Raw genomic sequence first — 22,240 nt, forward strand, 5'->3', positions numbered from 1 at the left:
TGAGCATGAGCCAGGCGGCGCAGAATCTGAACTGGTTGATCACCAACTTCGTGGACAACACCCCCGGGGTGTCCCACACGGTGGTGGTCTCCGCCGACGGTCTGCTCCTTGCCATGTCCGAAGGATTCCCCCGCGACCGCGCCGACCAGCTGGCGGCCGTCGCCTCCGGACTGACCTCGCTGACCGCGGGCGCGTCCCGGATCTTCGAGGGCGGTGCGGTCAACCAGACCGTCGTGGAGATGGAGCGCGGCTTCCTCTTCATCATGTCGATCTCGGACGGATCCTCGCTGGCCGTGCTCGCGCACCCGGAGGCCGACATCGGTCTCGTGGGCTACGAGATGGCTCTGCTGGTCGACCGTGCGGGCAGTGTCCTGACGCCTGACCTCCGGGCGGAACTTCAGGGAAGTCTTCTCAACTAACAGACAGACAGTGCGTTTCACGCCACCGCACCGTAAGGTGCGGTGGCGCGGCTCCACAGGGACATGGACCGCGAGGCAGTCGGAGGAGGAGACGTGGGGACACCCCCGGGCGGACACCCGTACAACGGTTTTGACGCGCACGCGCAGGCAGACACCGCGCAGAACCGGTTCAACTTCCCCTCTGCCCCGAGCAGACAGGGCGTGCAGCAGCCCTACCAGCACCCGCAGGCGCAGCAGCCGCAGGTGGGTGCGCCCGCCGCCCAGCGGAATCCGGGCGGCGCGCGAGGTACGGGCGGCAGCCAGAGCGGGAACAACAACCCGCTCGTGCGCCCGTACGCCATGACCGGCGGCCGGACCCGGCCGCGGTACCAGCTCGCCATCGAGGCGCTGGTCAGTACGACGGCCGATCCGTCCCGGCTGCAGGGGCAGTTGCCCGAGCACCAGCGGATCTGCCGACTGTGCTTCGAGATCAAGTCGGTCGCCGAGATCTCGGCACTTCTCTCCATCCCCCTCGGCGTTGCCCGGATCCTCGTCGCCGACCTGGCGGAGGCCGGACTTGTCGCCATCCACCAGCCCGGCGGCGACGAGGCCGCCGGCGGTCAGCCAGACGTGACACTGCTCGAAAGGGTGCTCAGTGGACTTCGCAAGCTCTAGCGGCGGCGCGGCCCGTTCAACCACCAGCGCGAAGATCGTGGTGGCGGGTGGCTTCGGCGTGGGCAAGACCACGTTCGTCGGCGCCGTCTCGGAGATCAACCCGCTGCGTACCGAGGCCGTCATGACGTCTGCGTCCGCGGGCATCGACGACCTCACGCACACCGGCGACAAGACGACGACGACTGTCGCGATGGACTTCGGCCGTATCACCCTGGACCAGGACCTGATCCTGTACCTCTTCGGTACGCCGGGCCAGGACCGCTTCTGGTTCATGTGGGACGACCTGGTGCGCGGTGCCATCGGCGCCGTGGTCCTGGTCGACACGCGCCGTCTCGCCGACTGCTTCCCCGCGGTCGACTACTTCGAGAACAGCGGCCTGCCGTTCGTCATCGCCCTCAACGGCTTCGACGGCCACCAGCCGTACAACCCTGAGGAGGTCCGCGAGGCCCTCCAGATCGGCCCGGACACGCCGATCATCACCACCGACGCCCGCCACCGCGCGGACGCCAAGAGCGCGCTCATCACGCTCGTCGAGCACGCGCTGATGGCCCGCCTGCGGTAGCACTCCGCCGGTTCGGCCTACGAAAGGGCCCGCCCCACCGTTCGACGGTGCGGCGGGCCCTTCGTCGTACAGGTGCGCGTCGGTGGTACGGCGAAGGCCCCGTCTCCGGGTGGAGACGGGGCCTTCGGTGCGCGGGGTCAGCGCCAGCTGTGCGGGGCGCGGAAGCCGTTCTCGCGCTCCAGGCGGCGCCAGCCGGCCGTGGAGCGGCCGGACGGCGTCGTGTCGTCACCGGTCGTGGAGGCGGCGCGGGCGAGCAGGACGGCGGTGATGGCGGCCAGCTCCTCGGGGTCGGCGTTGCCCTTCTCGACGCGGAGAAGGTTGGCTGTGGCAGGCGTGGTCACGTCTGTGGCTCCTCTTACTGAGGCGGGTTGCCGTGCTTGCGGGACGGCAGGTCGGCGTGCTTGGTGCGGAGCATCGCGAGGGACCGGATGAGGACCTCCCGGGTCTCGACGGGGTCGATCACGTCGTCGACCAGACCCCGCTCCGCGGCGTAGTACGGGTGCATCAGCTCGGCCTTGTACTCCTTGACCATGCGGGCCCGCATGGCGTCCGAGTCCTCGGCCTCCGCGATCTGCTTGCGGAAGATGACGTTGGCGGCCCCTTCGGCGCCCATCACCGCGATCTCGTTGGTCGGCCAGGCGTACGTCAGGTCGGCGCCGATGGACTGGGAGTCCATGACGATGTACGCGCCGCCGTACGCCTTGCGCAGGATCAGGCTGATCCGGGGCACGGTCGCGTTGCAGTACGCGTACAGCAGCTTCGCGCCGTGGCGGATGATTCCACCGTGCTCCTGGTCGACGCCCGGGAGGAAGCCGGGCACGTCCAAAAGGGTGACGATCGGAATATTGAAAGCATCGCACATCTGGACGAAACGGGCGGCCTTCTCCGAGGCCTCGATGTCCAGGACGCCCGCGAGGGACTGCGGCTGGTTGGCGACGATGCCGACGACCTGGCCGTCGAGACGGGCCAGGGCGCAGATGATGTTGCGGGCCCAGCGCTCGTGGATCTCGAGGTGGTCGCCGTCGTCGACGAGCTCCTCGATCACCTTGTGCATGTCGTACGGGCGGTTGCCGTCGGCCGGGACCAGGTCGAGCAGGACGTCCGAGCGGCGGTCCGCCGGGTCCTCCGAGGCCACGGTCGGCGGGTTCTCGCGGTTGTTCTGCGGCAGCATCGACAGGAGGTAGCGCACCTCGGCGATGCAGGTCTCCTCGTCGTCGTAGGCGAAGTGCGCGACGCCGCTGGTCTCGGCGTGCACGTCGGCGCCGCCGAGGCCGTTCTGGGTGATCTCCTCGCCGGTGACGGCCTTGACGACGTCGGGTCCGGTGATGAACATCTGCGAGGTCTCGCGGACCATGAACACGAAGTCCGTGAGGGCCGGGGAGTAGGCGGCGCCGCCGGCGCAGGGGCCGAGCATCACCGAGATCTGCGGGATGACACCCGAGGCGCGGGTGTTGCGCTGGAAGATCCCGCCGTAGCCGGCGAGGGCGGAGACGCCCTCCTGGATCCGGGCGCCGGCGCCGTCGTTGAGGGAGACCAGCGGCGCACCGGCCGCGATGGCCATGTCCATGATCTTGTGGATCTTGGTGGCGTGGGCCTCGCCCAGCGCGCCGCCGAAGATCCGGAAGTCGTGCGCGTAGACGAAGACCGTACGGCCCTCGACCGTGCCCCAGCCGGTGATGACACCGTCGGTGTACGGCTTCCTGGCCTCCAGGCCGAAGCCCTGCGCACGGTGCCGGCGCAGCTGCTCGACCTCGTTGAAGGAACCCGCGTCCAGCAGGAGCGCGATGCGCTCGCGAGCGGTGAGCTTGCCCTTGGCGTGCTGGGCCTCGGTCGCCCGGTCGCTCGGCCCGCGCCGGGCCTCCTCGCGCAGGGCGTGCAGCTCGGCCACACGGCCTCGGGCGTCGGTCGGCTCGCTCGGGATCTGGTCCACAACGGTCATGTACCGACCCTACGAAGTCGACCAAGGAAATCCCGCCGTCGACTCCGTACAGTCTCCCGAGCCGAATCCTGGTGGAGTAAGACAGAACCGGGGCTGATGCCGACCGAGTCGACAGCCCGGGGGCCCCCGCCTTTGTGGGTTCTCCACAGAGCCACCTGAGGCCGCCCGTGGGCGACGCACCGGCGCCCCACCGTACCGGGAAGGTGCGGTGGGGCGCCGGTGCGGTCGGGCTCGGGTCAGCCGGAGCAGTGGAACCGGGCGTTCCCCCAGTCCGCGTGGTCGTTGCCGTTGCCGTCGCCGCCGTCCCCCACCACCAGCTCGACGTAGTCGGCTCCGGTGACGTCGGCCGTGAGCGACCAGGCCGGGTCCGCCGCCTTCAGGACCGGGGACGCGACCTTCTCCGTACCGTCGGCGAGGACGCTGAACGCGACCGTGCCGCGGGTGGTCTGGACGTCGTCCACGCCCACCTCCGCGGTGAAGGAGGTGCACTTCCCGCCCAGGTAGTAGCGGACCTTGGCCGGGGCGTGGGTGCCCAGGCCCTTCGGGTACGTCACGCCCCCGACCTTGAGCGGGCCGCCGTCGCCGGTGCCCGTCTCGCCGTTGGAGCCGTCGCGTTCGACCGGCCCCCAGCCGTTGGTGGCCGAGGTCCACTCCAGGTCGCTCGCCCAGCTGTCGGCGGTCGGCGCCGGGGGCAGCGTACGGACCGTGGAGCGGGCGGTCAGCTTCCGGGCCTCTCCCCCGACGGTGTACGTGAGCGCCGCCCCGAGGGCGTACGGCTGGTGGGCGGCGTCCGCCGGGGGTGTCACCTGCCAGGTCGCGGTCGCCCTCGCGCCCGCCGCGACCGTGCCGAGGGCCACCGGGGCGGCCGGTTCTGCGGTCCAGCCCGCGGGCAGCTCCAGGGCGGCCGCGGCACCGGAGACGGCGCCGCTCTCGTCGTTGGTGAAGGTGGCCGTGACCTGGTTCGGGCGGCCCGGCTCCAGGGTCTCCGGGGCGGCCAGCGCGAGGGTGCCGCAGGCGGCCTTCTCGGGCGCGGGGCCGAGGTCGGTCACGGTGAAGCCGTCCAGGACGAAGTCGGCGCCGTCGGGGGCGTCGGCGCGCTTGCGCAGCCCGGTCCAGGTGTCGCCGCAGCCTGCCGTCACGGTCTCGGAGAAGTGCCCGGTGCCACGCTGCTGTCCAAGCGGCGTACGGCGGGTCTCCACCGAGGTCCCGTCGGCGCGGTCGTAGCCGGTGACCCACTCGTAGGCGCCCGCGTGGCTGGACTGGTGGTCGAACTCGACGCGGTAGAGGTGCCCGTCCTTCATCGGGACCGTCCAGGGGGCGGTGCGGTAGACCAGGCCGCTGTTCTCGTCGTGGGACTTCAGCGACTCGGCGCCGCCGATGACGTCGTCGATCGGCTTCCCGTTCCAGCCGGCCTGGGTGTACGGGGCGTGGAGCTGGGCGATGTGGGTGCGGGGGTCGGTCGTCCCGCCGGAGTCGCCCTTGAGGAAGGGGCCCCAGCCCTGGTCGACGGCCTCGAAGTCCTCGTACACGAGGGTGCCGGCCCTGGTCGCGGGGTTGTTGGCGACGATCCGGACGTCGTCGACCCGGACGGTGGCGGTGGAGCCGCCCGCCGCCTGGAGCTTCAGGATGGTGGCGCCGCCCGCGGGTGCGGTGAAGGTGACCTTGGCGCGCTGGAGGTGGGTGCCGTTCCAGTCGGAGGCGGCGACCTTGTCCTCGATCGCCGAGCGCTCCACGGTGACGGACCTCCCGCCTGCGGAGAGCGTGGTCGGGCGGGTCCTGCCGGGCTCCACCTCGATCAGGGCCGAGGCGGTGTAGCGGGTGCCGGGGGTGAGTCCGGTGATCCGCTGCTGGACGGACGCGGACGCGGATCCGGTGAGTGCCGCGCTGTTGCGGCCGTGGTCGTCCGTGTGGCGGGCGACCGTGCCGGTCTTCGACCAGGCCCGCAGCCGCGTGTCGTTGAAGCCGGGGTCGTCGACCGGGGTGCCCTGGCCCCAGCGCGGGTCCCGGGGCGCGGGGGCGCGGTCGGGGTAGAGGACGTAGGGCTGACCGGCGACGGCGTCGAGCGTGACGCGGCCGTCGACCGGCCGGACGGTCGCGGTCTGGACGCGGCCGTTGTCGGTGAGCTTGTGGACGGTGTACGAACGGATGCCCGCGGGCACGGCCCACGTGGTCGTCCCGCCGCTCTTGTTGTAGTGGTACAGCTTCTTCCCGCCGTTCCAGGGCAGCAGGTAGTTCTCGCCGTCGAGGACCTTGCGGCCGTTCTCGTAGAACGTGCGGCGGCCGTCCTCGACGGTGCCGCGCACTCCGCCGGTGAAGGTGAGGTCGTTGCCGTTCCAGCGGGTGATCCGCTGCTGCTGGAGGTACTTGGCGGGCAGGTTCTTCTGCCAGATGTTGGCGTAGAAGTGGTTCCAGTCGGTCTCGCCGGTCCACCCCTCGAAGTCCTCCAGGGCGGTCTGGCCGAGGACCGGGTGGCTGTTCCAGACGTCCTTCTCGCCGTTGCGGATGAAGCGGACGATCTGGGAGTTGAGGCCCTTGTTGGTGGCGCCGCCGTAGTTCAGGTCGTTGGCCCAGTGGGACCAGAGCGAGGCCCGCTCGAACTTCTCGGACCACTCGGTGGCGACGTTCCAGCCCTGCCCCTGGACGGCCTGCATCGTCTTGTCGGCGATCCAGCCGTGCGTGTAATAGACGTCGATGTAGAGCATCGACAGGTTCGGGTCGGTCTCGTCGCGGAGCTGCTGGAAGCGGCGGGCGAGGTCGCCGCTGTTGATGTCGCGGCGCTGGTCGATGTAGTAGCTCTGGTTGAGCCAGTTCCAGCCGGGCTTGGTCTTGTCGACGAGCGTCTCGCTGAAGTTCTTCGCCTCGGGGTACGACTCGGTGGCGTTGACGTGGACGCCGAAGCCCGCGCCCCACTTCCTGCCCTCCTTCAGGAGGGTGTTGAGGTCGGTGAGGCCGCCGGCGCGCTTGTTGTAGTTGCCGCCGTAGTCGGGGTGCGCGGAGTCGTGGCCCTCGGAGCCGTACCCCTTGAGCAGGGCGAACTGGCCGAGTCCGTCGGTGGCCAGCGAGATGCGCTTGACGTCGTCGAGGGTGCGCAGGAAGGGGTGGGTGGCGTTGGAGGCGAAGTTGAACGGGATGTGGGCGATCACCCGGTCGGGGGTCTCGTCGCTGCCGGGGGCCTTGATCCCGATGGCGGGGAAGGCGAGCGCCCCGTCCTGCCAGTCCGTCTTCCCGTCGGCGTTGGCGTCGGAGGTGACGACGACCTTGGCCCAGGGCAGGTTGTCGCCGCTCTCGGGGGCGGACGCGCCCGCGCCCCGGTAGGTCCACTGTCCCGACCAGACGCCGACGCGGGTCTCGGCGCCGTTCTTGCGGGCCTGGTGCCAGAAGCGGGCGCCGTCGCGGGCGCTCTGGCCGGAGGGCTTGTCGTACGAGGAGTTGGACTCGACGGCGGCGGCGAGGGAGCCGGTGTTGACGATCGCGTAGCTCGCGCCCGTGGGGGCGGCCTCCGCCGGGGTGGCGTCGGTGATGTCGGCGAAGACGTCGGCGGTACGGGTGGAGTCGGGGTCGAGCCGGGTGAAGGCGGTCTCGGCGCCGGTGTCCGAGGAGCCGACGGAGACGAGGTCGTGGCCGGGTATGTCGATCGTGCCGACGCGGAAGGCCTCGGTGTCGCGGACGGCGGTGACCTTGAAGGTGGTGGCCCGGCCGCTGACGCTCAGGCGCGCGTCGATCTCGACGCCGGGCAGGTCGGGGAAGGACAGGGTGTACGCGGCGGAGCCGGCGGTCAGGACGGGGGCGCCGGTGACGCGGACGGCGTGGGCGGTGCCGTTGAGGACGACCTGGGTGACCGGGGCCGTACTGCCGAGGAGGCGGGCGCCGGTGGCGCGGTCCGTGTACGAGAGGACGCGCGGGAAGTCCTGGGCGACGGCGACGGAGAGCCGGTCGGAGCGGATGAGGCTCTCGGCGGTGGCGCCCACCGCGCTCTCCTCCTGCGCGAGGGCAGGTCCTGACAGGGCGAACACGGCGGACGACGCTGCGGCGAGCGCGCAGGCGGCACGGATTCTTCGCGACTTGGGGAGGGGCATGGGGACTAGTTGGGCCCGCGCGGCGGGCACCGTCAACGAGATCGCGGCCCGGCGGCTCCGGCAGTCCAAGAACCGCCTCCGGTTAGTCCAAGCGGGTGGACATCGGGGCCGATCGAGGGAACCTCGGCCAGAGATGTTGAATGTTGAACGGAATAGCGCTACGGTGGTTCTCGTTGAAGGTTCAACGAGCTGGAAACCGGGTCCGGACCCCCTCCGGCACCCCTCCGGAACTCCGTCCCCCAAGGAGCACGTCATGGGCATCTTCGGCCGCAAGAACACCGACGCCACCACCGCCGTCGCCACCCTCCCCGTCGACCCGGCGCTGGCCGCGCTGACCGGCACGTACGCGATCGACCCGGCGCACAGCAGCATCGGCTTCACCGTCCGTCACGCGATGGTCACCAACGTGCGCGGATCCTTCGCCGAGCACGAGGGCACCCTGAACCTGGACGGCACGAACCCGGGCGCCTCCTCCGCCTCGATCGACGTCAAGATCGCCTCGATCGACACCGGCATCGGCGACCGTGACGGCCACCTGCGCAGCGGCGACTTCTTCGACGCCGAGCAGTTCCCGCTGATGACCTTCCGCTCGACCGAGGCCGCGCAGCTGGGCGGCGACAGGTACCGCGTCACCGGCGAACTGACGATCAAGGACGTCACGAAGCCGCTCTCGATCGACCTGGAATTCAACGGCACCGCCACGGACCCCTACGGCAACGAGCGCGTCGGCTTCGAGGGCTCGGCCGAGATCCTGCGCTCCGACTGGGGCCTGACCTGGAACGCCGCGCTGGAGACCGGCGGTGTGATGGTCAGCGACAAGGTGAAGCTGAACTTCGACATCTCCGCGATCAAGGCCGCCGCCTGATCCGTCGCGGCGCACAGCCGCACCACAACGAGCGCGCCCGCCTCTCCGCTGCGACGGAGGGCGGGCGCTCGGCGTTGCGGCGGGGGCGGGCGCTCGGCGCTCCGGCGGCGCCAGGGCGTTGTCAGTGGGGGCCGTTAGCGTCGGCGGCATGGAATTCCGTATCGACGGCAGTGAGTTGACCGACGCCGTGGCCTGGGCCGCGCGCGTTCTCCCCGCACGGTCCCCCGTTCCCGTGCTCGGCGGGTTGCTCCTGGAGGCGAGAGACGGGCGGCTGCGGGTCTCCGGGCTCGACTACGAGGCGTCGGCGCGCATCGAGGTCGAGGCGGAGACCGTACGGGAGGGCCGGGCGCTGGTGCTCGGGCGGCGGCTGCTCGACATCTGCAAGGTGCTGCCCAAGGGGCCGGTGGAGAGCGCGATCGAGGGGGCGCGGCTCTCGGTGACGGGCGGCGACGCCCGGTTCGGGCTCTCGCTGTTGCCGCTGGACGACTATCCGGCGCAGCCGGAACTGCCCGCGTTCCGGGGCGTGGTGGAGGCGGACGCCTTCGCCGCGGCGGTCGCGCAGGTCGCCGTTGCGGCCGGCCGGGACGACTCGCTGCCGGTGCTCACGGGGATCCGGCTGGCCCTGGACGGTACGACGATGACACTGGCCGCGACCGACCGGTACCGGTACGCGGTGCGGACGCTGGAGTGGAAGCCGGCGGGCGACGGCGAGACGGGCGCGGACGAGGCCGGCGCGGACGTGGTCGTGCCCGCGCGGCGGCTGACCGAGATCGCCCGCTCGCTGACCTCGGCCGCGGGACCGGTCCGGCTCGCCCTCGACGGCGGCTCGATCGGCTTCGAGAGCACGGGCACCCGGACGACGACCCGGCTGCTCGACGGCCGGCTCCCCCGCCACGACAAGCTGTTCTCGCTCGGCGAGCACGCCGTCGCCGTGACGGAGCGTGCCCCGCTGGTCGAGGCCGTGAAGCGGGTCGCGGTGGTCGCGGAGGGCGACAGCCCGGTCCAGCTCGCCTTCGCCGGAGACGCCGTGCACCTCCAGGCGGGCTACGAGGACGACGTGGCCTCGCAGCGGCTCGCGGCGGCCCTGGAGGGTGCGGAGGCGATGACGGTCGCCTTCAACCCGGGGTATCTGCTCGACGCGCTCGGCTCCTTCGACACCGACACGGTCCGCCTCCATCTGCTCGGCCCCGGGCAGCGCGCCCTGATCACGGACCGGGCGGACGGGCGCCACCAGCACCTGCTGATGTCGGTGAAGCCCCTGGTGTGAGCCCGCCGGTCCCTGGCGGGCCTGGCGTGCCTTGGGGTGACGGCCACTGCCCCGACTGGAGTCCACGAGTGGTGGACGTCTCCCCGCGCGCCCAGGCTGGCGTACGCAGTGCCCGCCCCGGCGACAGGGGGCGGGCCCAGGACGTCAGGGAGACGGGTTCACATGACGGCACAAGGAGACGGTCCGGGCTGCCCGCCCTCCGTTCACGCGAGCGGCGGGAGCGGGCGCGGGAGCCGGACCGGACGAAGGCGGGCGCGCACCACGACGGCGCTCGTCGCGGCGGGTTTGGCCTTGCTCGGCACGGCCGGCATGACACCCGGGGGCGCCGGCACCGCGCCACCGACCGCCCGTGAGGCCCCGTCAGGGCCGCCCGGCCGGTTCGTGCCCGGCCCCTGCCCCGCCACGCCCGAGCCGATCCCCGGGCGGTGCGGCGTCCTGGAGGTGCCCGAGAACCGCACCCACCGGAGTGGGCGGACCGTCCGGCTGGCCGTCGCGATCATCCCGGCCGCCTCGGCGAAACCGGCCAAGGACCCCGTGGTCTTCATGACCGGCGGCCCCGGAGGCGACGCGATCGGGGACATCCCCTTCCTGATCGACGCCGGCGTGAACCGGGACCGCGAGCTGATCGTCATGGCTCAGCGCGGAACGCTCCACACACAGCCGAACCTCGCCTGCCCGGAGGTCGACCGGTTCTACGCCGACGCCGTCGGGCTGCGCTACGACGCGCCGTCGACCGGGCGCCTCCTGGTCCGCGCGACGAAGGAGTGTCGGGACCGTCTGACGGCCGACGGAGTCGACCTCCGCGCCTACAACACCACCGAGAACGCCGCCGACTTCGCCGCCCTGCGCAAGGCGCTCGACATCCCCCGATGGAACGTCTACGGCTACTCCTACGGCACCGACCTGGCCCTCACCTTCCTGCGCCGGCACCCCCAGGGCATCCGCTCGGTGGCCATCGACTCCGTCGTGCCCCCGCAGATCGTGAGCCTGCCCTGGACTTGGGACAGCGCCCGGGAGGGGATCGGCGCGATCCTCGACGCGTGCGCGGCCCAGCCCCGCTGCAAGAGCCGCTACCCGGACCTCCCCCTCACCCTCACGGAGCAGGTCAGGCGCCTGGAGGCGCGGCCCCTCACGCTGACCGTGCCGCCGCCGGGCGGCGGCGACCCGGTGAAGGTCGTTCTCGACGGGGGCGCCCTGGTGAACCTGCTCGTCGCCAACGCCGTCCCGGCCGTCGACGTCCCCGCCGCCCTCGACGAGCTCGCCCACGGACGCCCGGAGCGCTTCGCGCGGGCCCGCGCCGCCGGCGCGACACCCGTCATCGGCGAGTTCGCCCACGGGCTGACCCAGTCGGTGGCCTGCGCCGAGTGGGTACCCGGGTACTCACGGTCCGACCTCCTGAGGGCGGGCCGCAGAGCCTTCCCCGGGTGGCCGGACTCGGTCCTCGCGCAGGCCCCCCAGCTCCCCTTCGAGCACGAGGTCTGCCGCGCCTGGAACGTCCCGGACCGCACCGCCGTCCAGCGCGTGACGACCTCCAGCAAGGTGCCCGCGCTCATCGTCAACGGCACCTTCGACGCCAAGACCGGCGCGAAGTGGGGTCCGTACGCGGGCCGCACGCTGCCCCGCTCGACCGCCGTACGGATCCCGGGCATCGGCCACTGGGTGGTGCCCCAGTCGCCCTGCGCGCAGAGCGTCCTGGGCTCCTTCCTCACACGGCCCACCTCGCCCGACACCGGCTGCGTGGCGGGTCTCGAACCGAAGCCGTTCACCATCACCCCTGAACCGGAGCGCACATGAAGTCCCTCGGACCACTCCGACACCGGCGGCGCGCGGCGCGCCGGTTCCCGGCCGCGCTGGCCGGAGCCACAGCCGGTGCCCTCGTCGTCGGCCTGGCCGCGATGCCCGCCCGAGCCGGAACCGGCGACGGAGCACCGATCGGCACGGTCGCCCGGAAGGCGGGCGACGCCCACTTCAAGCCGGGCCCCTGCCCGAGGACGGCGGACCCGATCCCCGAACTGGAGCGGGCCCGCTGCGGAACGCTCACCGTGCCCGAGAAGCGATCACACCACAAGGGGCGAAAAATCACCCTCGGGGTCGCGATCATTCCCGCGGTCACCCGCACACCGAAGCCCGACCCGATCGTGTGGTTCGCCGGCGGCCCCGGCGACGACGCGGTCTCCGAGATCCCGATGGCGCTCGCCGGCGACCTCAACCGCGACCGCGACGTGATCTTCATGTCCCAGCGCGGGACCTACTCTGCCGACCCGGCGCTCCTCTGCCCGAACATCGACGAGTTCAACGCCCGCGCCGTCGGCCTCGTCTACGGCGCGCGCTCCACGGGACGCCTCCACGTCGAGGCGACTCGGGACTGCCGCGAGCGCTCCGCGCGCACCGGGGCCGACCTCGGCGCGTACAACAGCACCGAGAGCGCCGCCGACTACGCGGCCCTGCGCGAGGCCCTGGGCATCCGGCAGTGGAACGTCTTCGGTATCTCGTACGGCACCGACCTGGCGCTCACGTACATGCGGGAGCATCCGAAGGGCATCCGCTCGGTCGGCATCGACGGCGTCCTGCCGCCGTCCCTGGCGGGGGCGAGCCTGACCTGGAGCGCGGCGCGCCAGGGCTTCGACGGTCTGTTCAAGGCCTGCGAGCAGCAGCCCACGTGCAACACCCGCTATCCGAACCTGTCGGACACCTTCGAACGGCTCGTCCGTGAGCTCGAAGCCCGACCGCTCACCACAACCGTCTCGGTCCCCGACCGCCCGGCGCCGGTGAAGGTCGTGATCGACGGCGGAGTCCTGGTGAACTGGCTGACCTCCGCGACCCACCTGGCGGCCGGGGTCCCCCGCTCGATCGACGAGCTGGCCCACGGCAACCCGGAGCGGATCGCCGAGCAGTGGGCCGGGGGCAAGCTCAGCCCGCAGGCCGTCGGCCGCCTGGCCCACGGGCTCGCGTACGGCGTCTTCTGCAGCGAGTGGACCCCGTTCGAGAGCGAGGCCGACGTGATCCGGGCCGGGCGCCGCGCCTTCCCGTCGTTCCCCCGCTCGGTGCTCGCCAACGCTCCACAGCTCCCGTTCCTCCACGCGGACTGCCGCGCCTGGGACGTCCCGGCGGCACCGCGCTCGGTACGGGAGGTGACACGGAGCGACATCCCGACCCTCGTCATGTCGGCCGGGTTCGACGCCCAGACCGGCGCGAGCAACGGCGCCTACGCCGCCCGTACGCTGAGCCGCTCCACCACCGTCACGGTCCCGTACGTCGCCCACGTCGCCTTCGCCGAGTCGCCGTGCGCGCAATCGATCACCACGTCGTTCTTCGAACGCCCGACGGCGCCGGACACGGGCTGCCTGGCGGGCCTGCAGCCGCCCGTGTTCGAGGTCGGAAGGTAAGGGGAGGGAGGTTCGCGGCCCCCGACGGGTCAGAACCCTCCGCCGCCGAAGTCGCCGCCTCCGCCGAAGTCCCCGAAGCCGCCGCCGCCTCCGCCGAAGTCGCTCGACCCGAAGTCGCCGGAGCTGAAGTCGGCCCCGGAGAAGTCGCCGCCCTGGAACTCGCCGCCGCCGTACTCACCGGCGTAGGCCGGGGTGGCGAGCATCGAGCCGAGCATGGTGCCGACGAGGAGGCCGGGGAGCATGCCGCCGCCGAAGTAGCCGCCGGCCCAGGGGCCGTACGCCGGTCCCGCCTCCCAGTACGGGCGGCGGCCGTCGTAGGTGTCGACGGTACGGGCCAGGGGCTCCTGGCCGTCGTCGAGGCGGGCGGCGTCGGCGGCGCAGACCGGGACCTCACGGGCGGAGCCGCCCGCCGGGGTCCAGGTCCTGTCCTCCAGGGACGGGCCGTGGCGCGGGTCGAAGAAGCAGGGCGGACGGCGCTCGGGCAGCGGCCGGGACTCACGGCGCGCGGCAAGGACGGCGAGCGAGAAGCGGCCGTCCTCGAGGGCCTGGGTCACCGGCTTGACGTCGTGCGGGCGGGTGGCCGAACCCATCAGGGACTTGGCCTTGTCGTACGAGTCGAGCGCGCGTTCGTAGTCGCCGCGCTTGGCGTCGTCGGCGCCGGGCTCGGCGGGGTGGAAGTCGAGGCGTTCCAGCTCCTCGCCGAAGGCGGTGATGTCCTCGTCCACGACGACCCGCAGCTTGTCGAGGGCCTCGCGCTCCTCGGCCTCCTTGCGGAGCCGGTTGCGCCGGACGATCGCGTACGCGCCCGCGCCGCCGGCGGCGACGACCGCGCCGAGCGTGATCAGGCCGCCCACCGGGACCCCGTCGTCCGCGCCGACCGAGCCCCAGGAGGCAGGGGCGGTGCCGCGCAGGGTCGGCAGGGCCTGGTCCACGAAGTTGTTCAGCTCGGTGGCCGCGTCGACCCCGGGCTGGCGTACGGCGGTGACCAGGTTGTCCACGGCGTTCGCCGACATCACCGTACGGTCGGCGGCCGCGTCGAAGCCGTCCCCGAGCCGGACCGCGTAGAGGCCCGTCACGCCGGTCTCGGTGCGCAGATTGCGCAGCAGGTTCTCGGGGGGATACTCGCTGGTCGCGGGCAGCACGGCGACGAAGAGCGGCTTGTCCGCGTCCTTGATCTTCTGGGCCAGGGCGTCCGCCTCGGCCGTCGAGAGCTGGTCACGAGCGCCCGGATCGACGTACACCGGCCCCTGTTTCAGGGCCGCGCCGGCGTCCGGGATCCCCATGATCCCGGTGGTCCCGGCCCCCGCGGAGGGGGCCAGGACCAGGAGCAGCAGCAACGCCAGCCCCGCGAGGGCCGACAGAAGGTGGAACGGCCTGGTCCTCATGCCTTGAAAGTACCCGAAAGGAGGCAAACCAGGCCATAGTCGTCGGACTATCTCCGCACGGCCCGCTCCACGGCCCGCTGCGCCGACCTCAGCTCCGTGAGCGCGCCCGCCCGGTCACCCCGTGCGAACTTCCGCTCGGCCTCGGCGAAGGGCTTCGCCACGGCCGGGCTCATGCCGCGCGCGCCACCGCTCTGGACCTGCTCCTGGACGGTCCTGCGGAGCCAGGGGAAGCCGCCCTGCGCGACGTGGTCCGTGGTGATGCCCCAGCCGTAGGGGAACTGCGGGTCGTAGGCGGCGTCGCCCACGTTGATCGGCACCTGCGCCGCGCTCCTCGGCCAGGTCAGCGGGAGCCTGCCGGTGAAGGGCCGCTTGCCGTAGAGGACGTCGGCCACGCCCGCTCCCTCGGTGCCCGGCAGCCAGGAGGCGACCAGGGCGTCCATCCGCGCCAGCCGGTCGCCGACCAGCTGCGGACGCCCGGAGACGACAAGGACCACGCACTTCATCGCGGAGCACACCGCGTCCACGGCCTTGCCGTCGGCCGCGGAGAGCTCCAGGTCGTGGCCGTTCACCCCGACGTCCCCGACGCCTTCCGCGTACGGGGTCTCGCCGACCACCACCACGCCCACGTCGTGTCCGGCGAAGGGCGCCGAGGCGTCCCAGGAGTGCGTGACGCGGCCGCTGCCGGCGGCCGCCCGGATGCCTTCGAGGATCGTCGTGCCGGGAATGATCCGGCCGGAGGTGCCCTGCCAGGTGACGGTCCAGCCGCCCGTCTGGCGGCCGAGATCGTCGGCGTTGGACCCGGCGACGTAGACCCGCTGTCCGGCGCTGAGCGGCAGCACGCCCGAGGTGTTCTTCAGCAGCACCTGCGACTTGGCGACAGCCTCGCGCGCCACGGTGCGGTGCGCGGCGGAGCCGATCGTGCCGGCCTGGGCGGTCTCGGCGTACGGGCGCTCGAAGAGTCCGAGGCGGAACTTCTGCTCCAGGATCCGGCGGACGGCGTCGTCGACCCGGGACTGGGACACGCGACCGGCGCGGACCTCGTCGGAGATGGTCCGCACGGAGTCCCGGTAGGTGAGCGGAGCCATGTTCATGTCGACGCCGGCGTTGACCGCGTCCCGCAGGTTGGCGACGGCGTCGCCCGGCATCTGCTCCACGGCCTCCCAGTCGCTGACGACGATCCCGGGGAAGCCGAGCTGCCGCTTGAGCAGCCCGTCGAGCATCTCCGGGTAGCCGTGCATCTTCACCTCACCCTTGCGGTCGCCGTCGAGCGCGAGGGAGGAGAACGAGGGCATGACCGAGCCCGCGCCGAGTCGCAACGCCTCACGGAACGGGGGCAGGTGGACCTTCTCCAGCTCGTCGCGGCCGATGCGCGCGACGCCCTGGTCGATCGTGTAGGGCGCCCGGCCCGTGCCGTAGGCGGTGCCGCCGTCCGCGATGAAGTGCTTGGCGGTGGCCAGGACCTTGTCGTCGCGGCCCAGGTCCCGTCCGTCGGGGGCGCCCTGCAGGCCGCGGACGACGGTCGCCATGGAGGCGACCAGCTCGGGGTCCTCGCCGAAGGACTCGTACGTACGGCCCCAGCGCTCGTCGCGGACCACGCAGAGACAGGGCGCGAAGTTCCAGCTGACGCCGGTGGCACGGGCCTCACGGGCGGTAACGGCCGCGATCCGCTCGGTGAGCGCGGGGTCACGGGCGGCGCCGAGTCCGATGTTGTGCGGCATGACGGTGGCGCCCTTGACGAAGGCGTGGCCATGGACGGCGTCCGACGCCAGCAGCAGCGGGATCTGCAGCCGGGTGGCGCGGGCGCGGGCCTGCTGCGCGTCACCCGTCCGCCGCCACTCCTCGGGGGTGCGGCCGACGGGGTTGGCCTCGCCCTCGAAGACGAAGGAGCCGAGGGCGTACGTGGTGATGTCCTCGGGCGAGGCCAGCGAGTTGGAGCCGGCCTGCGTCATCTGGCCGGCCTTCTCGGCGAGGGTCATCCGGCCGAGCAGGTCGGCGGCCCGCTCGCGCACCGGGCGCGTGGCGTCGAGGAAGGGCAGGCCATGGGCGTCGACGACGACCCTGGGCGGGGCCTCCGGCCCCCGGGCGCCCTGGACGGTGAGGCGGAGCGGGATGGTCTCGGCCGCTTCCGCGACGCGGTCGCGGGAGGTGGGGACGGCGATGGTCCGGGTGGCGCCGGGGGCGGTGCCCCGCGGGAAGGTGAGGCGACCCCTGACGCCCGGGTGGTCGGTGCCCGCCCGGGCGGTTCCGGCGCCGGTCTCGTACGCCACGGTCACCGGCCCGGCGAGGGCCCTGGCCGACTGGAGGATGACACGGACCCGGGCCGTGGCGCCCTCGGCCACGGTCGTGACCGGCGCGACGACGATCCGGACCGGGTCGGTGCGCGCGTGGTCGGCGGCGGCCGGGTCGGCGGCGGCCCGGCCCGCGGTAGCGCGGCCCGCGGCGGTCGGCGCGGTGGCGGCCTGATCCGTGGCGGTCTGCGCGGTGGCGGCGGAGCCGGCCGCCGGAGCCGAGGCGGCCGTGAGGCATCCGGTCAGAACGGCGGCGGCCACCAGGGCCGCCGTCGTTCGCGTGCGGGTACTGCGGAGCGTCCTTGCCATGCCGCCCATGCTGCGGCGTACCGGGACGTATCGGACGGCGCGACGCGCCTATTCGGCCGGGTCGATCCCCACCCGCAGCAGCCCGTACGTGAAGGCGTCCTCCAGCGCCTGCCAGGAGGCGGCGATCACGTTCTCGCCGACGCCGACCGTGGACCACTCGGCGTGGCCGTCGCTGGTGGTGATCAGGACGCGGGTCGTGGACTCCGTGCCGTGACGCCCCTCCAGGATGCGGACCTTGTAGTCGACCAGCTCGAACTTGGCGAGCTGCGGGTAGATCCGCTCAAGACCGACCCGCATCGCCCGGTCGAGGGCGTTGACCGGGCCGTTGCCCTCGGCGGTGGCGACGATCCGCTCGCCCTTGGCCCAGAGCTTCACGGTGGCCTCGTTGGCGTGCGTGCCGTCGGGCCGGTCCTCGACGATCGCCCGCCAGGACTCCGTACGGAAGTAGCGGCGGGCGCGGCCCTCGGCCTCCTCCCGCAGGAGCAGTTCGAAGGAGGCGTCGGCGGCCTCGTACGTGTAGCCCTGGAGCTCGCGCTCCTTGACCCGCGCGACGACCCGGGCGATGAGCTCGCGGTCGTCGCCGAGGTCGACGCCCAGCTCCTTGCCCTTCAGCTCGATGGAGGCGCGGCCGGCCATGTCGGAGACCAGCATCCGCATGGTGTTGCCGACCAGTTCGGGGTCGATGTGCTGGTACAGGTCCGGGTCGACCTTGATCGCGGAGGCGTGCAGCCCGGCCTTGTGGGCGAAGGCCGAGACGCCCACGTACGGCTGGTGGGTGGAGGGCGTGAGGTTGACGACCTCGGCGATGGCGTGCGAGATCCGGGTCATCTCGGCGAGGGCGCCCTCGGGCAGCACCCGCTTGTCGTACTTGAGCTCCAGGGCGGCGACCACCGGGAAGAGGTTGGCGTTGCCGACCCGCTCGCCGTAGCCGTTGGCGGTGCACTGGACGTGCGTCGCGCCCGCGTCGACGGCGGCGAGGGTGTTGGCGACGGCGCAGCCGGTGTCGTCCTGGGCGTGGATGCCGAGGCGCGCGCCGGTGTCGGCGAGGACGGTGGCGACGACGGCCTGGACCTGGGCGGGGAGCATGCCGCCGTTGGTGTCGCAGAGGATCACGACGTCGGCGCCGGCCTCGGAGGCGGCGCGGACGACGTCCTTGGCGTACTGCGGGTTGGCCTTGTACCCGTCGAAGAAGTGCTCGCAGTCGACGAAGACACGGCGGCCCTGGGAGCGCAGGTACGAGACGGTGTCGCGGACCATCTCCACGTTCTCGTCCAGGGTGGTGCGCAGGGCGAGTTCGACGTGCCGGTCGTGCGACTTGGCGACCAGGGTGATCACGGGGGCGCCGGAGTCGAGGAGCGCCTTGACCTGCGGGTCTTCGGCGGCGCGGCCCCCGGCCCTGCGGGTCGCACCGAACGCGACGAGCTGCGCGTTCTTGAAGGTGATCTCCTGCTGGGCGCGGGCGAAGAACTCCGTGTCGCGCGGGTTGGCGCCGGGCCAGCCGCCCTCGATGAAGCCGACGCCGAAGTCGTCGAGGTGCCGCGCGATGGTCAGCTTGTCCGCGACGGTGAGGTTGATGCCTTCACGCTGGGCTCCGTCGCGCAGCGTCGTGTCGAAGACGTGGAAGCTGTCGTCGAGACGCGAGCTCTCGTCGTTCTCCGTGGTCATGGCTCTGATGGCTCCTGTCGGATGTGGCTCCGGAAGTCTGGATCCACTTGCCCCCATTCTCACGCGCTGTCCGTTTCGGGCCGATGGTGGGGCCGTAAAACGAAAAAACCCCTCGCGGGTGCGAGAGGTCTGCGCGCGGGTCTGGGGCACGGTGTCCACTGCCGCGGGGGTGGAATCGCGGTTCAGTGTCCACTGCGGACCGGCGCGCTGCTGCCGATAATCATGGTGGTAGCGAGCACGCGGGCAGTCTGCCACATCTGTACGGGTGACGGGATCGCGGTCTCAGGATGCGGGCGGGGGCGGGGTGGTACGGGTCCCTGTATGAGTACTCAGCCTCCTTCCGGCCAGCCAGAGGGACCACCACCCGGGCCACTGGGCCCGAGCTCGGGCGGCGGGAACGTCCCGCCGGGCTCTGGTGGCGGCAGCATCCCCCCTGGCTCGGGCGGCCGAAGCGTCCCCCCTCCCCCCGACTCCGGCGGCGGCAACGTCCCACCACCTCCCCCTGACGGCTCGGCGCCCCCGCCCCCACCCCCGGACGGCCGACGCCGCCGCACCCTCCTGATCGCCGGCGCGGGTGTACTCGTCGCCCTCGGCCTGGCGGTGGCGCTGGTGGCGGTGTTGCAGGGGGGTGACGACGGGGGCGGATCGGCGGCGAGCACATCGCCGCCCGTATCAGCCTTGGTTACCGACGAAGCCACCATCACCAAGGCCCATACGCTCGCGGCCGCCGTGGCCATGGACGCGGCCGACTGGGGTCCGGGCTACACACGTGGGAACCCGTACGAGACTGATCCCGCACCCGAATGGGAGGTGAAGACCACCTGCGAAGGACTCACCCAAGGAAAGCGTCACGGCACCCTGGCCGCGATCAACCGCGTCGTCAAGCAACCGCAGACGGAGAACATCGCCAGCACGGAGGTGCGGGTCTTCGCGGACGTGGCGACGGCCGAGTCCTTCCTCACCGACGTCGAGAGCGCCACCCGGCGCTGCCCTGAGCAGTACACCGGCAAGACGCGGTGGGCCGGGGTGCGGCAAGCCACGGCGCCCACGGTCGCCGGGTTCGACGAGATCGTCGCCGAGGAGGGCCGACAGGTCACGGACGACGCCGGTGAGAAGACGGACTTCCCGTACGTGGTGTACGTGGGCCGCTCGGGCGACACCACGCTCCACGTCCTCATGTACGACGACGCCGGCAACCCCCCCGCCCGGCTCGCCGAGCGCGCGGCGGGCGCGATGAAGAAGCTCCAGCAACGCCTGGTGGCGAACTCCTCCCAGTGAGCGGGGCCCGGGGCCGGTACCGGCCCCGGGCGTGCCCTCACCCCTGCCCCGCGCCCTCCTTGACGAGCGGCCCCCGCTCCGGGGCGGGGCGCCCCACCCTCCCCAGGTCGATGTCCCGCGTCTCCCGCATCGTCAGGTACACCACCAGCGACACCGCCGCGCACCCCGCCACGTACCAGTAGTAGCCGGACTCGATGCCCTCGTCCTTGAACCACAGGGCCACGTACTCCGCCGTGCCGCCGAAGAGGGCGTTGGCGATGGCGTACGGGAGGGCGACGCCGAGCGCGCGGATGCCGGTCGGGAACAGCTCCGCCTTCACGCACGCGTTGATGGAGGTGTAGCCGGTGATGACGACCAGCGCAAGCAGCGAGAGGCCGAACGCCGGCCAGAAGGAGCCCGCGTGCCGCAGCATCGTCATGATCGGCACGGTCAGGAACGTCGAGCCCAGCGCGAAGGTGATCAGCAGCGGCCGGCGGCCGATCCGGTCCGAGAGCCGGCCGGCCAGCGGCTGCAGGCAGGCGAAGACGATCAGCGCGCAGAAGGAGACCAGGGTCGCGGTCTGCTTCGGCAGCCCCGCCGAGTTGGAGAGGTACTTCGTCAGGTAGGTGGTGTACGTGTAGTAGGCCACCGTCCCGCCCATGGTGAGGGCGATGACGAGGAACGCCTCCCGCTTGTGCGCCCACAGCGCCTTGAGCGTGCCCTTCTCGCCGCGCGCGACGCCGTCGTCGGCGGTCTCCTCGTACACCTCCGTCTCCAGCATGTTCCGCCGCAGGTAGAAGACGACCGCGGCGCCGAGCGCGCCGATGATGAACGGGATGCGCCAGCCCCAGCTGTGCAGCGCCTCCGCCGACATCGCGCGCTGGAGGACGATCTGGAGGCCGAGGCCGAGGATCTGGCCCGCGGTCATCGAGACGTACTGGAAGCTGGAGGCGAAGCCCCGGTGCTGCGGGGCCGATGCCTCCGTCAGGTAGGTCGCGCTGGCCGCGTACTCGCCGCCGACCGAGAGCCCCTGGAGGAGGCGGGCGATCAGCAGGACCGCCGCGCCGCCGTACCCGGCAACGGAGTACGTCGGGGCGACGGCGATCAGCACGGCGGAGGCGGACATCAGCGTCACGGTCAGGGTGAGCGCCGCCTTGCGGCCCTTGCGGTCGCCGACCCGGCCGAGGAGCCAGCCGCCGACGGGGCGCATGAAGAAGCCGACGGCGAAGATGCCGGCGGTGTTCATGAGCTTGGCGGTGTCGTTGCCCTCGGGGAAGAACGCCCCCGCGAAGTACGTGGCGAAGCTCGCGTACACGAACCAGTCGAACCACTCGACCATGTTGCCGGCCGACCCGACCCAGATCTTCTTCCAGTGCTCTCGTCCCATGATCCGGAACCGTGCCGGACGCGAAGCGGGCGCAACAAGGGTGCACGCGGCAACGATCGGGTCTACTTGCGTGCGTTACGGTCGCAGCAGCAGGGTTTCGGCCACGAACTCCCGTACGTGGGCGAGGACTTGTTCGCGACTCGTGCCGGGGATGCCGACCGCGACATGGACGCTGAAGCCGTCGAGCAGGGCACGCATCCGGGTGGCGTACCGGTCGGGGTCGACGGGCCGGAACTCGCCGCGCGAGACGCCCTCGGCGATGAGCGCGACGAGGTCGCGGTGCCAGGCGCCCTCGATGGCGGCCTGCCGGGCGCGGGCGTCGTCGTCGGCGTTCTGGGAGCGGTTCCAGACCTCCAGCCAGAGGGTCCAGTGCGGGTCGCGGGGCCCCTTCGGCACGTAGACGTCGACGTAGCCGTCGAGCCGCTCGGCACAGCTCCCGGGCCGGGACAGCAGCGCGCTGCGCTCGGCGCCGAGCCGTCCCTCGCTCCACTCCAGGGTCTGCAGCAGCAGCTCGTCCTTGGTGCGGAAGTAGTAGAGCAGGTGCCCGCTGCTCATCCCGACCTCGCGCCCGAGCCCGGCCATGGTCAGCCCGTCGAGCCCGCGCTCGGCGACGGTGGCCATGGCGGCGGCGAGGACGTCCTCCCGGGGCGGCGCCGCCTGGTTGCGGCGGCGGCGCGAGGAGGCGCCCGCGGACGGCGCCGAGGCGGCGGGGACCTCGACGGAGGCCCCGGCGGGAGCCTCGGAGGAAGCGGGGGAATTCGGGCTGGTGCTGCTCACTCGT

General features: G+C 72.2%; 16 protein-coding genes. 8 read left to right on the forward strand and 8 right to left on the reverse strand.

Annotated elements, in window-relative coordinates; translation table 11 throughout:
- Positions 1 to 5 precede the first annotated feature (5 nt).
- The 3 genes from ACF09C_RS16555 (at position 6) to ACF09C_RS16565 (ending at position 1,635) form a co-directional block, all read left to right on the forward strand.
- Complete coding sequence (locus tag ACF09C_RS16555) at positions 6 to 419, forward strand: roadblock/LC7 domain-containing protein (protein ID WP_005311461.1); 414 nt, start codon at positions 6 to 8, stop codon at positions 417 to 419.
- 93 nt (positions 420 to 512) lie between these two features.
- A complete protein-coding gene (locus tag ACF09C_RS16560; protein WP_362410422.1) occupies positions 513 to 1,073 on the forward strand; it encodes a DUF742 domain-containing protein in 561 nt (186 codons plus the stop codon).
- Positions 1,054 to 1,635 (forward strand): ATP/GTP-binding protein, encoded by a 582-nt coding sequence (locus ACF09C_RS16565; protein WP_050791473.1) that lies wholly within the window; start codon positions 1,054 to 1,056, stop codon positions 1,633 to 1,635. The genes ACF09C_RS16560 and ACF09C_RS16565 overlap by 20 nt, the downstream gene beginning before the upstream one ends.
- A 137-nt stretch (positions 1,636 to 1,772) precedes the next feature.
- On the opposite strand, the gene ACF09C_RS16570 is transcribed toward ACF09C_RS16565, so the two are convergent.
- The 3 genes from ACF09C_RS16570 to ACF09C_RS16580 all read right to left on the reverse strand — a co-directional run bounded on the left by ACF09C_RS16570 (position 1,773) and on the right by ACF09C_RS16580 (position 7,650).
- On the reverse strand, positions 1,773 to 1,976 hold the full coding sequence (locus tag ACF09C_RS16570) for an acyl-CoA carboxylase subunit epsilon (RefSeq protein ID WP_392092154.1): 204 nt from the start codon (positions 1,974 to 1,976) through the stop codon (positions 1,773 to 1,775).
- A gap of 14 nt (positions 1,977 to 1,990) precedes the next feature.
- A complete protein-coding gene (locus tag ACF09C_RS16575; RefSeq protein WP_392092155.1) occupies positions 1,991 to 3,574 on the reverse strand; it encodes an acyl-CoA carboxylase subunit beta in 1,584 nt (527 codons plus the stop codon).
- Positions 3,575 to 3,810: 236 nt separating this feature from the next.
- Positions 3,811 to 7,650, reverse strand: a complete 3,840-nt coding sequence (locus tag ACF09C_RS16580; protein ID WP_392092156.1) for an endo-alpha-N-acetylgalactosaminidase family protein — start codon at positions 7,648 to 7,650, stop codon at positions 3,811 to 3,813.
- Between the two features lie 253 nt (positions 7,651 to 7,903).
- On the opposite strand from ACF09C_RS16580, the gene ACF09C_RS16585 reads away from it, so the two are divergent.
- The 4 genes from ACF09C_RS16585 (at position 7,904) to ACF09C_RS16600 (ending at position 13,168) form a co-directional block, all read left to right on the forward strand.
- Positions 7,904 to 8,515 (forward strand): YceI family protein, encoded by a 612-nt coding sequence (locus ACF09C_RS16585; RefSeq protein ID WP_392092157.1) that lies wholly within the window; start codon positions 7,904 to 7,906, stop codon positions 8,513 to 8,515.
- Positions 8,516 to 8,663: 148 nt separating this feature from the next.
- Positions 8,664 to 9,782, forward strand: coding sequence for a DNA polymerase III subunit beta (gene dnaN / locus ACF09C_RS16590; protein ID WP_392092158.1), 1,119 nt, complete (start codon positions 8,664 to 8,666; stop codon positions 9,780 to 9,782).
- 309 nt (positions 9,783 to 10,091) lie between these two features.
- A complete protein-coding gene (locus ACF09C_RS16595; RefSeq protein ID WP_392092159.1) occupies positions 10,092 to 11,576 on the forward strand; it encodes an alpha/beta fold hydrolase in 1,485 nt (494 codons plus the stop codon).
- Positions 11,573 to 13,168: an alpha/beta fold hydrolase gene (locus ACF09C_RS16600; RefSeq protein WP_392092160.1), complete on the forward strand. Its 1,596-nt coding sequence runs from the start codon at positions 11,573 to 11,575 to the stop codon at positions 13,166 to 13,168. Before ACF09C_RS16595 ends, ACF09C_RS16600 begins: the two co-directional genes overlap by 4 nt.
- A 29-nt stretch (positions 13,169 to 13,197) precedes the next feature.
- Here the strand turns inward: ACF09C_RS16600 and ACF09C_RS16605 are convergent, their stop codons facing one another.
- Genes ACF09C_RS16605 through cimA form a run of 3 tightly spaced genes read right to left on the reverse strand, consistent with a single transcriptional unit; the run spans position 13,198 to position 18,815 of the window.
- A complete protein-coding gene (locus ACF09C_RS16605) occupies positions 13,198 to 14,553 on the reverse strand; it encodes a hypothetical protein (RefSeq protein WP_392092161.1) in 1,356 nt (451 codons plus the stop codon).
- 47 nt (positions 14,554 to 14,600) lie between these two features.
- Positions 14,601 to 17,150, reverse strand: coding sequence for a glycoside hydrolase family 3 N-terminal domain-containing protein (locus tag ACF09C_RS16610; protein ID WP_392092162.1), 2,550 nt, complete (start codon positions 17,148 to 17,150; stop codon positions 14,601 to 14,603).
- Between the two features lie 48 nt (positions 17,151 to 17,198).
- The gene (gene cimA / locus ACF09C_RS16615) at positions 17,199 to 18,815 is read right to left on the reverse strand and encodes a citramalate synthase (RefSeq protein ID WP_392092163.1); all 1,617 of its coding nucleotides are present in this window, start codon (positions 18,813 to 18,815) and stop codon (positions 17,199 to 17,201) included.
- Positions 18,816 to 19,493: 678 nt separating this feature from the next.
- On the opposite strand from cimA, the gene ACF09C_RS16620 reads away from it, so the two are divergent.
- Positions 19,494 to 20,093: a hypothetical protein gene (locus tag ACF09C_RS16620; protein ID WP_392092164.1), complete on the forward strand. Its 600-nt coding sequence runs from the start codon at positions 19,494 to 19,496 to the stop codon at positions 20,091 to 20,093.
- Between the two features lie 37 nt (positions 20,094 to 20,130).
- Here the strand turns inward: ACF09C_RS16620 and ACF09C_RS16625 are convergent, their stop codons facing one another.
- On the reverse strand, positions 20,131 to 21,459 hold the full coding sequence (locus ACF09C_RS16625; RefSeq protein ID WP_392092165.1) for an MFS transporter: 1,329 nt from the start codon (positions 21,457 to 21,459) through the stop codon (positions 20,131 to 20,133).
- A gap of 75 nt (positions 21,460 to 21,534) precedes the next feature.
- Positions 21,535 to 22,080, reverse strand: coding sequence for a TetR/AcrR family transcriptional regulator (locus tag ACF09C_RS16630; RefSeq protein WP_392092401.1), 546 nt, complete (start codon positions 22,078 to 22,080; stop codon positions 21,535 to 21,537).
- Between the last annotated feature and the right edge of the window lie 160 nt (positions 22,081 to 22,240).

Origin of the sequence: Streptomyces sp. NPDC014870, assembly GCF_043081505.1 — a bacterium.
In the GTDB taxonomy this organism is placed as follows: Bacteria; Actinomycetota; Actinomycetes; order Streptomycetales; family Streptomycetaceae; genus Streptomyces.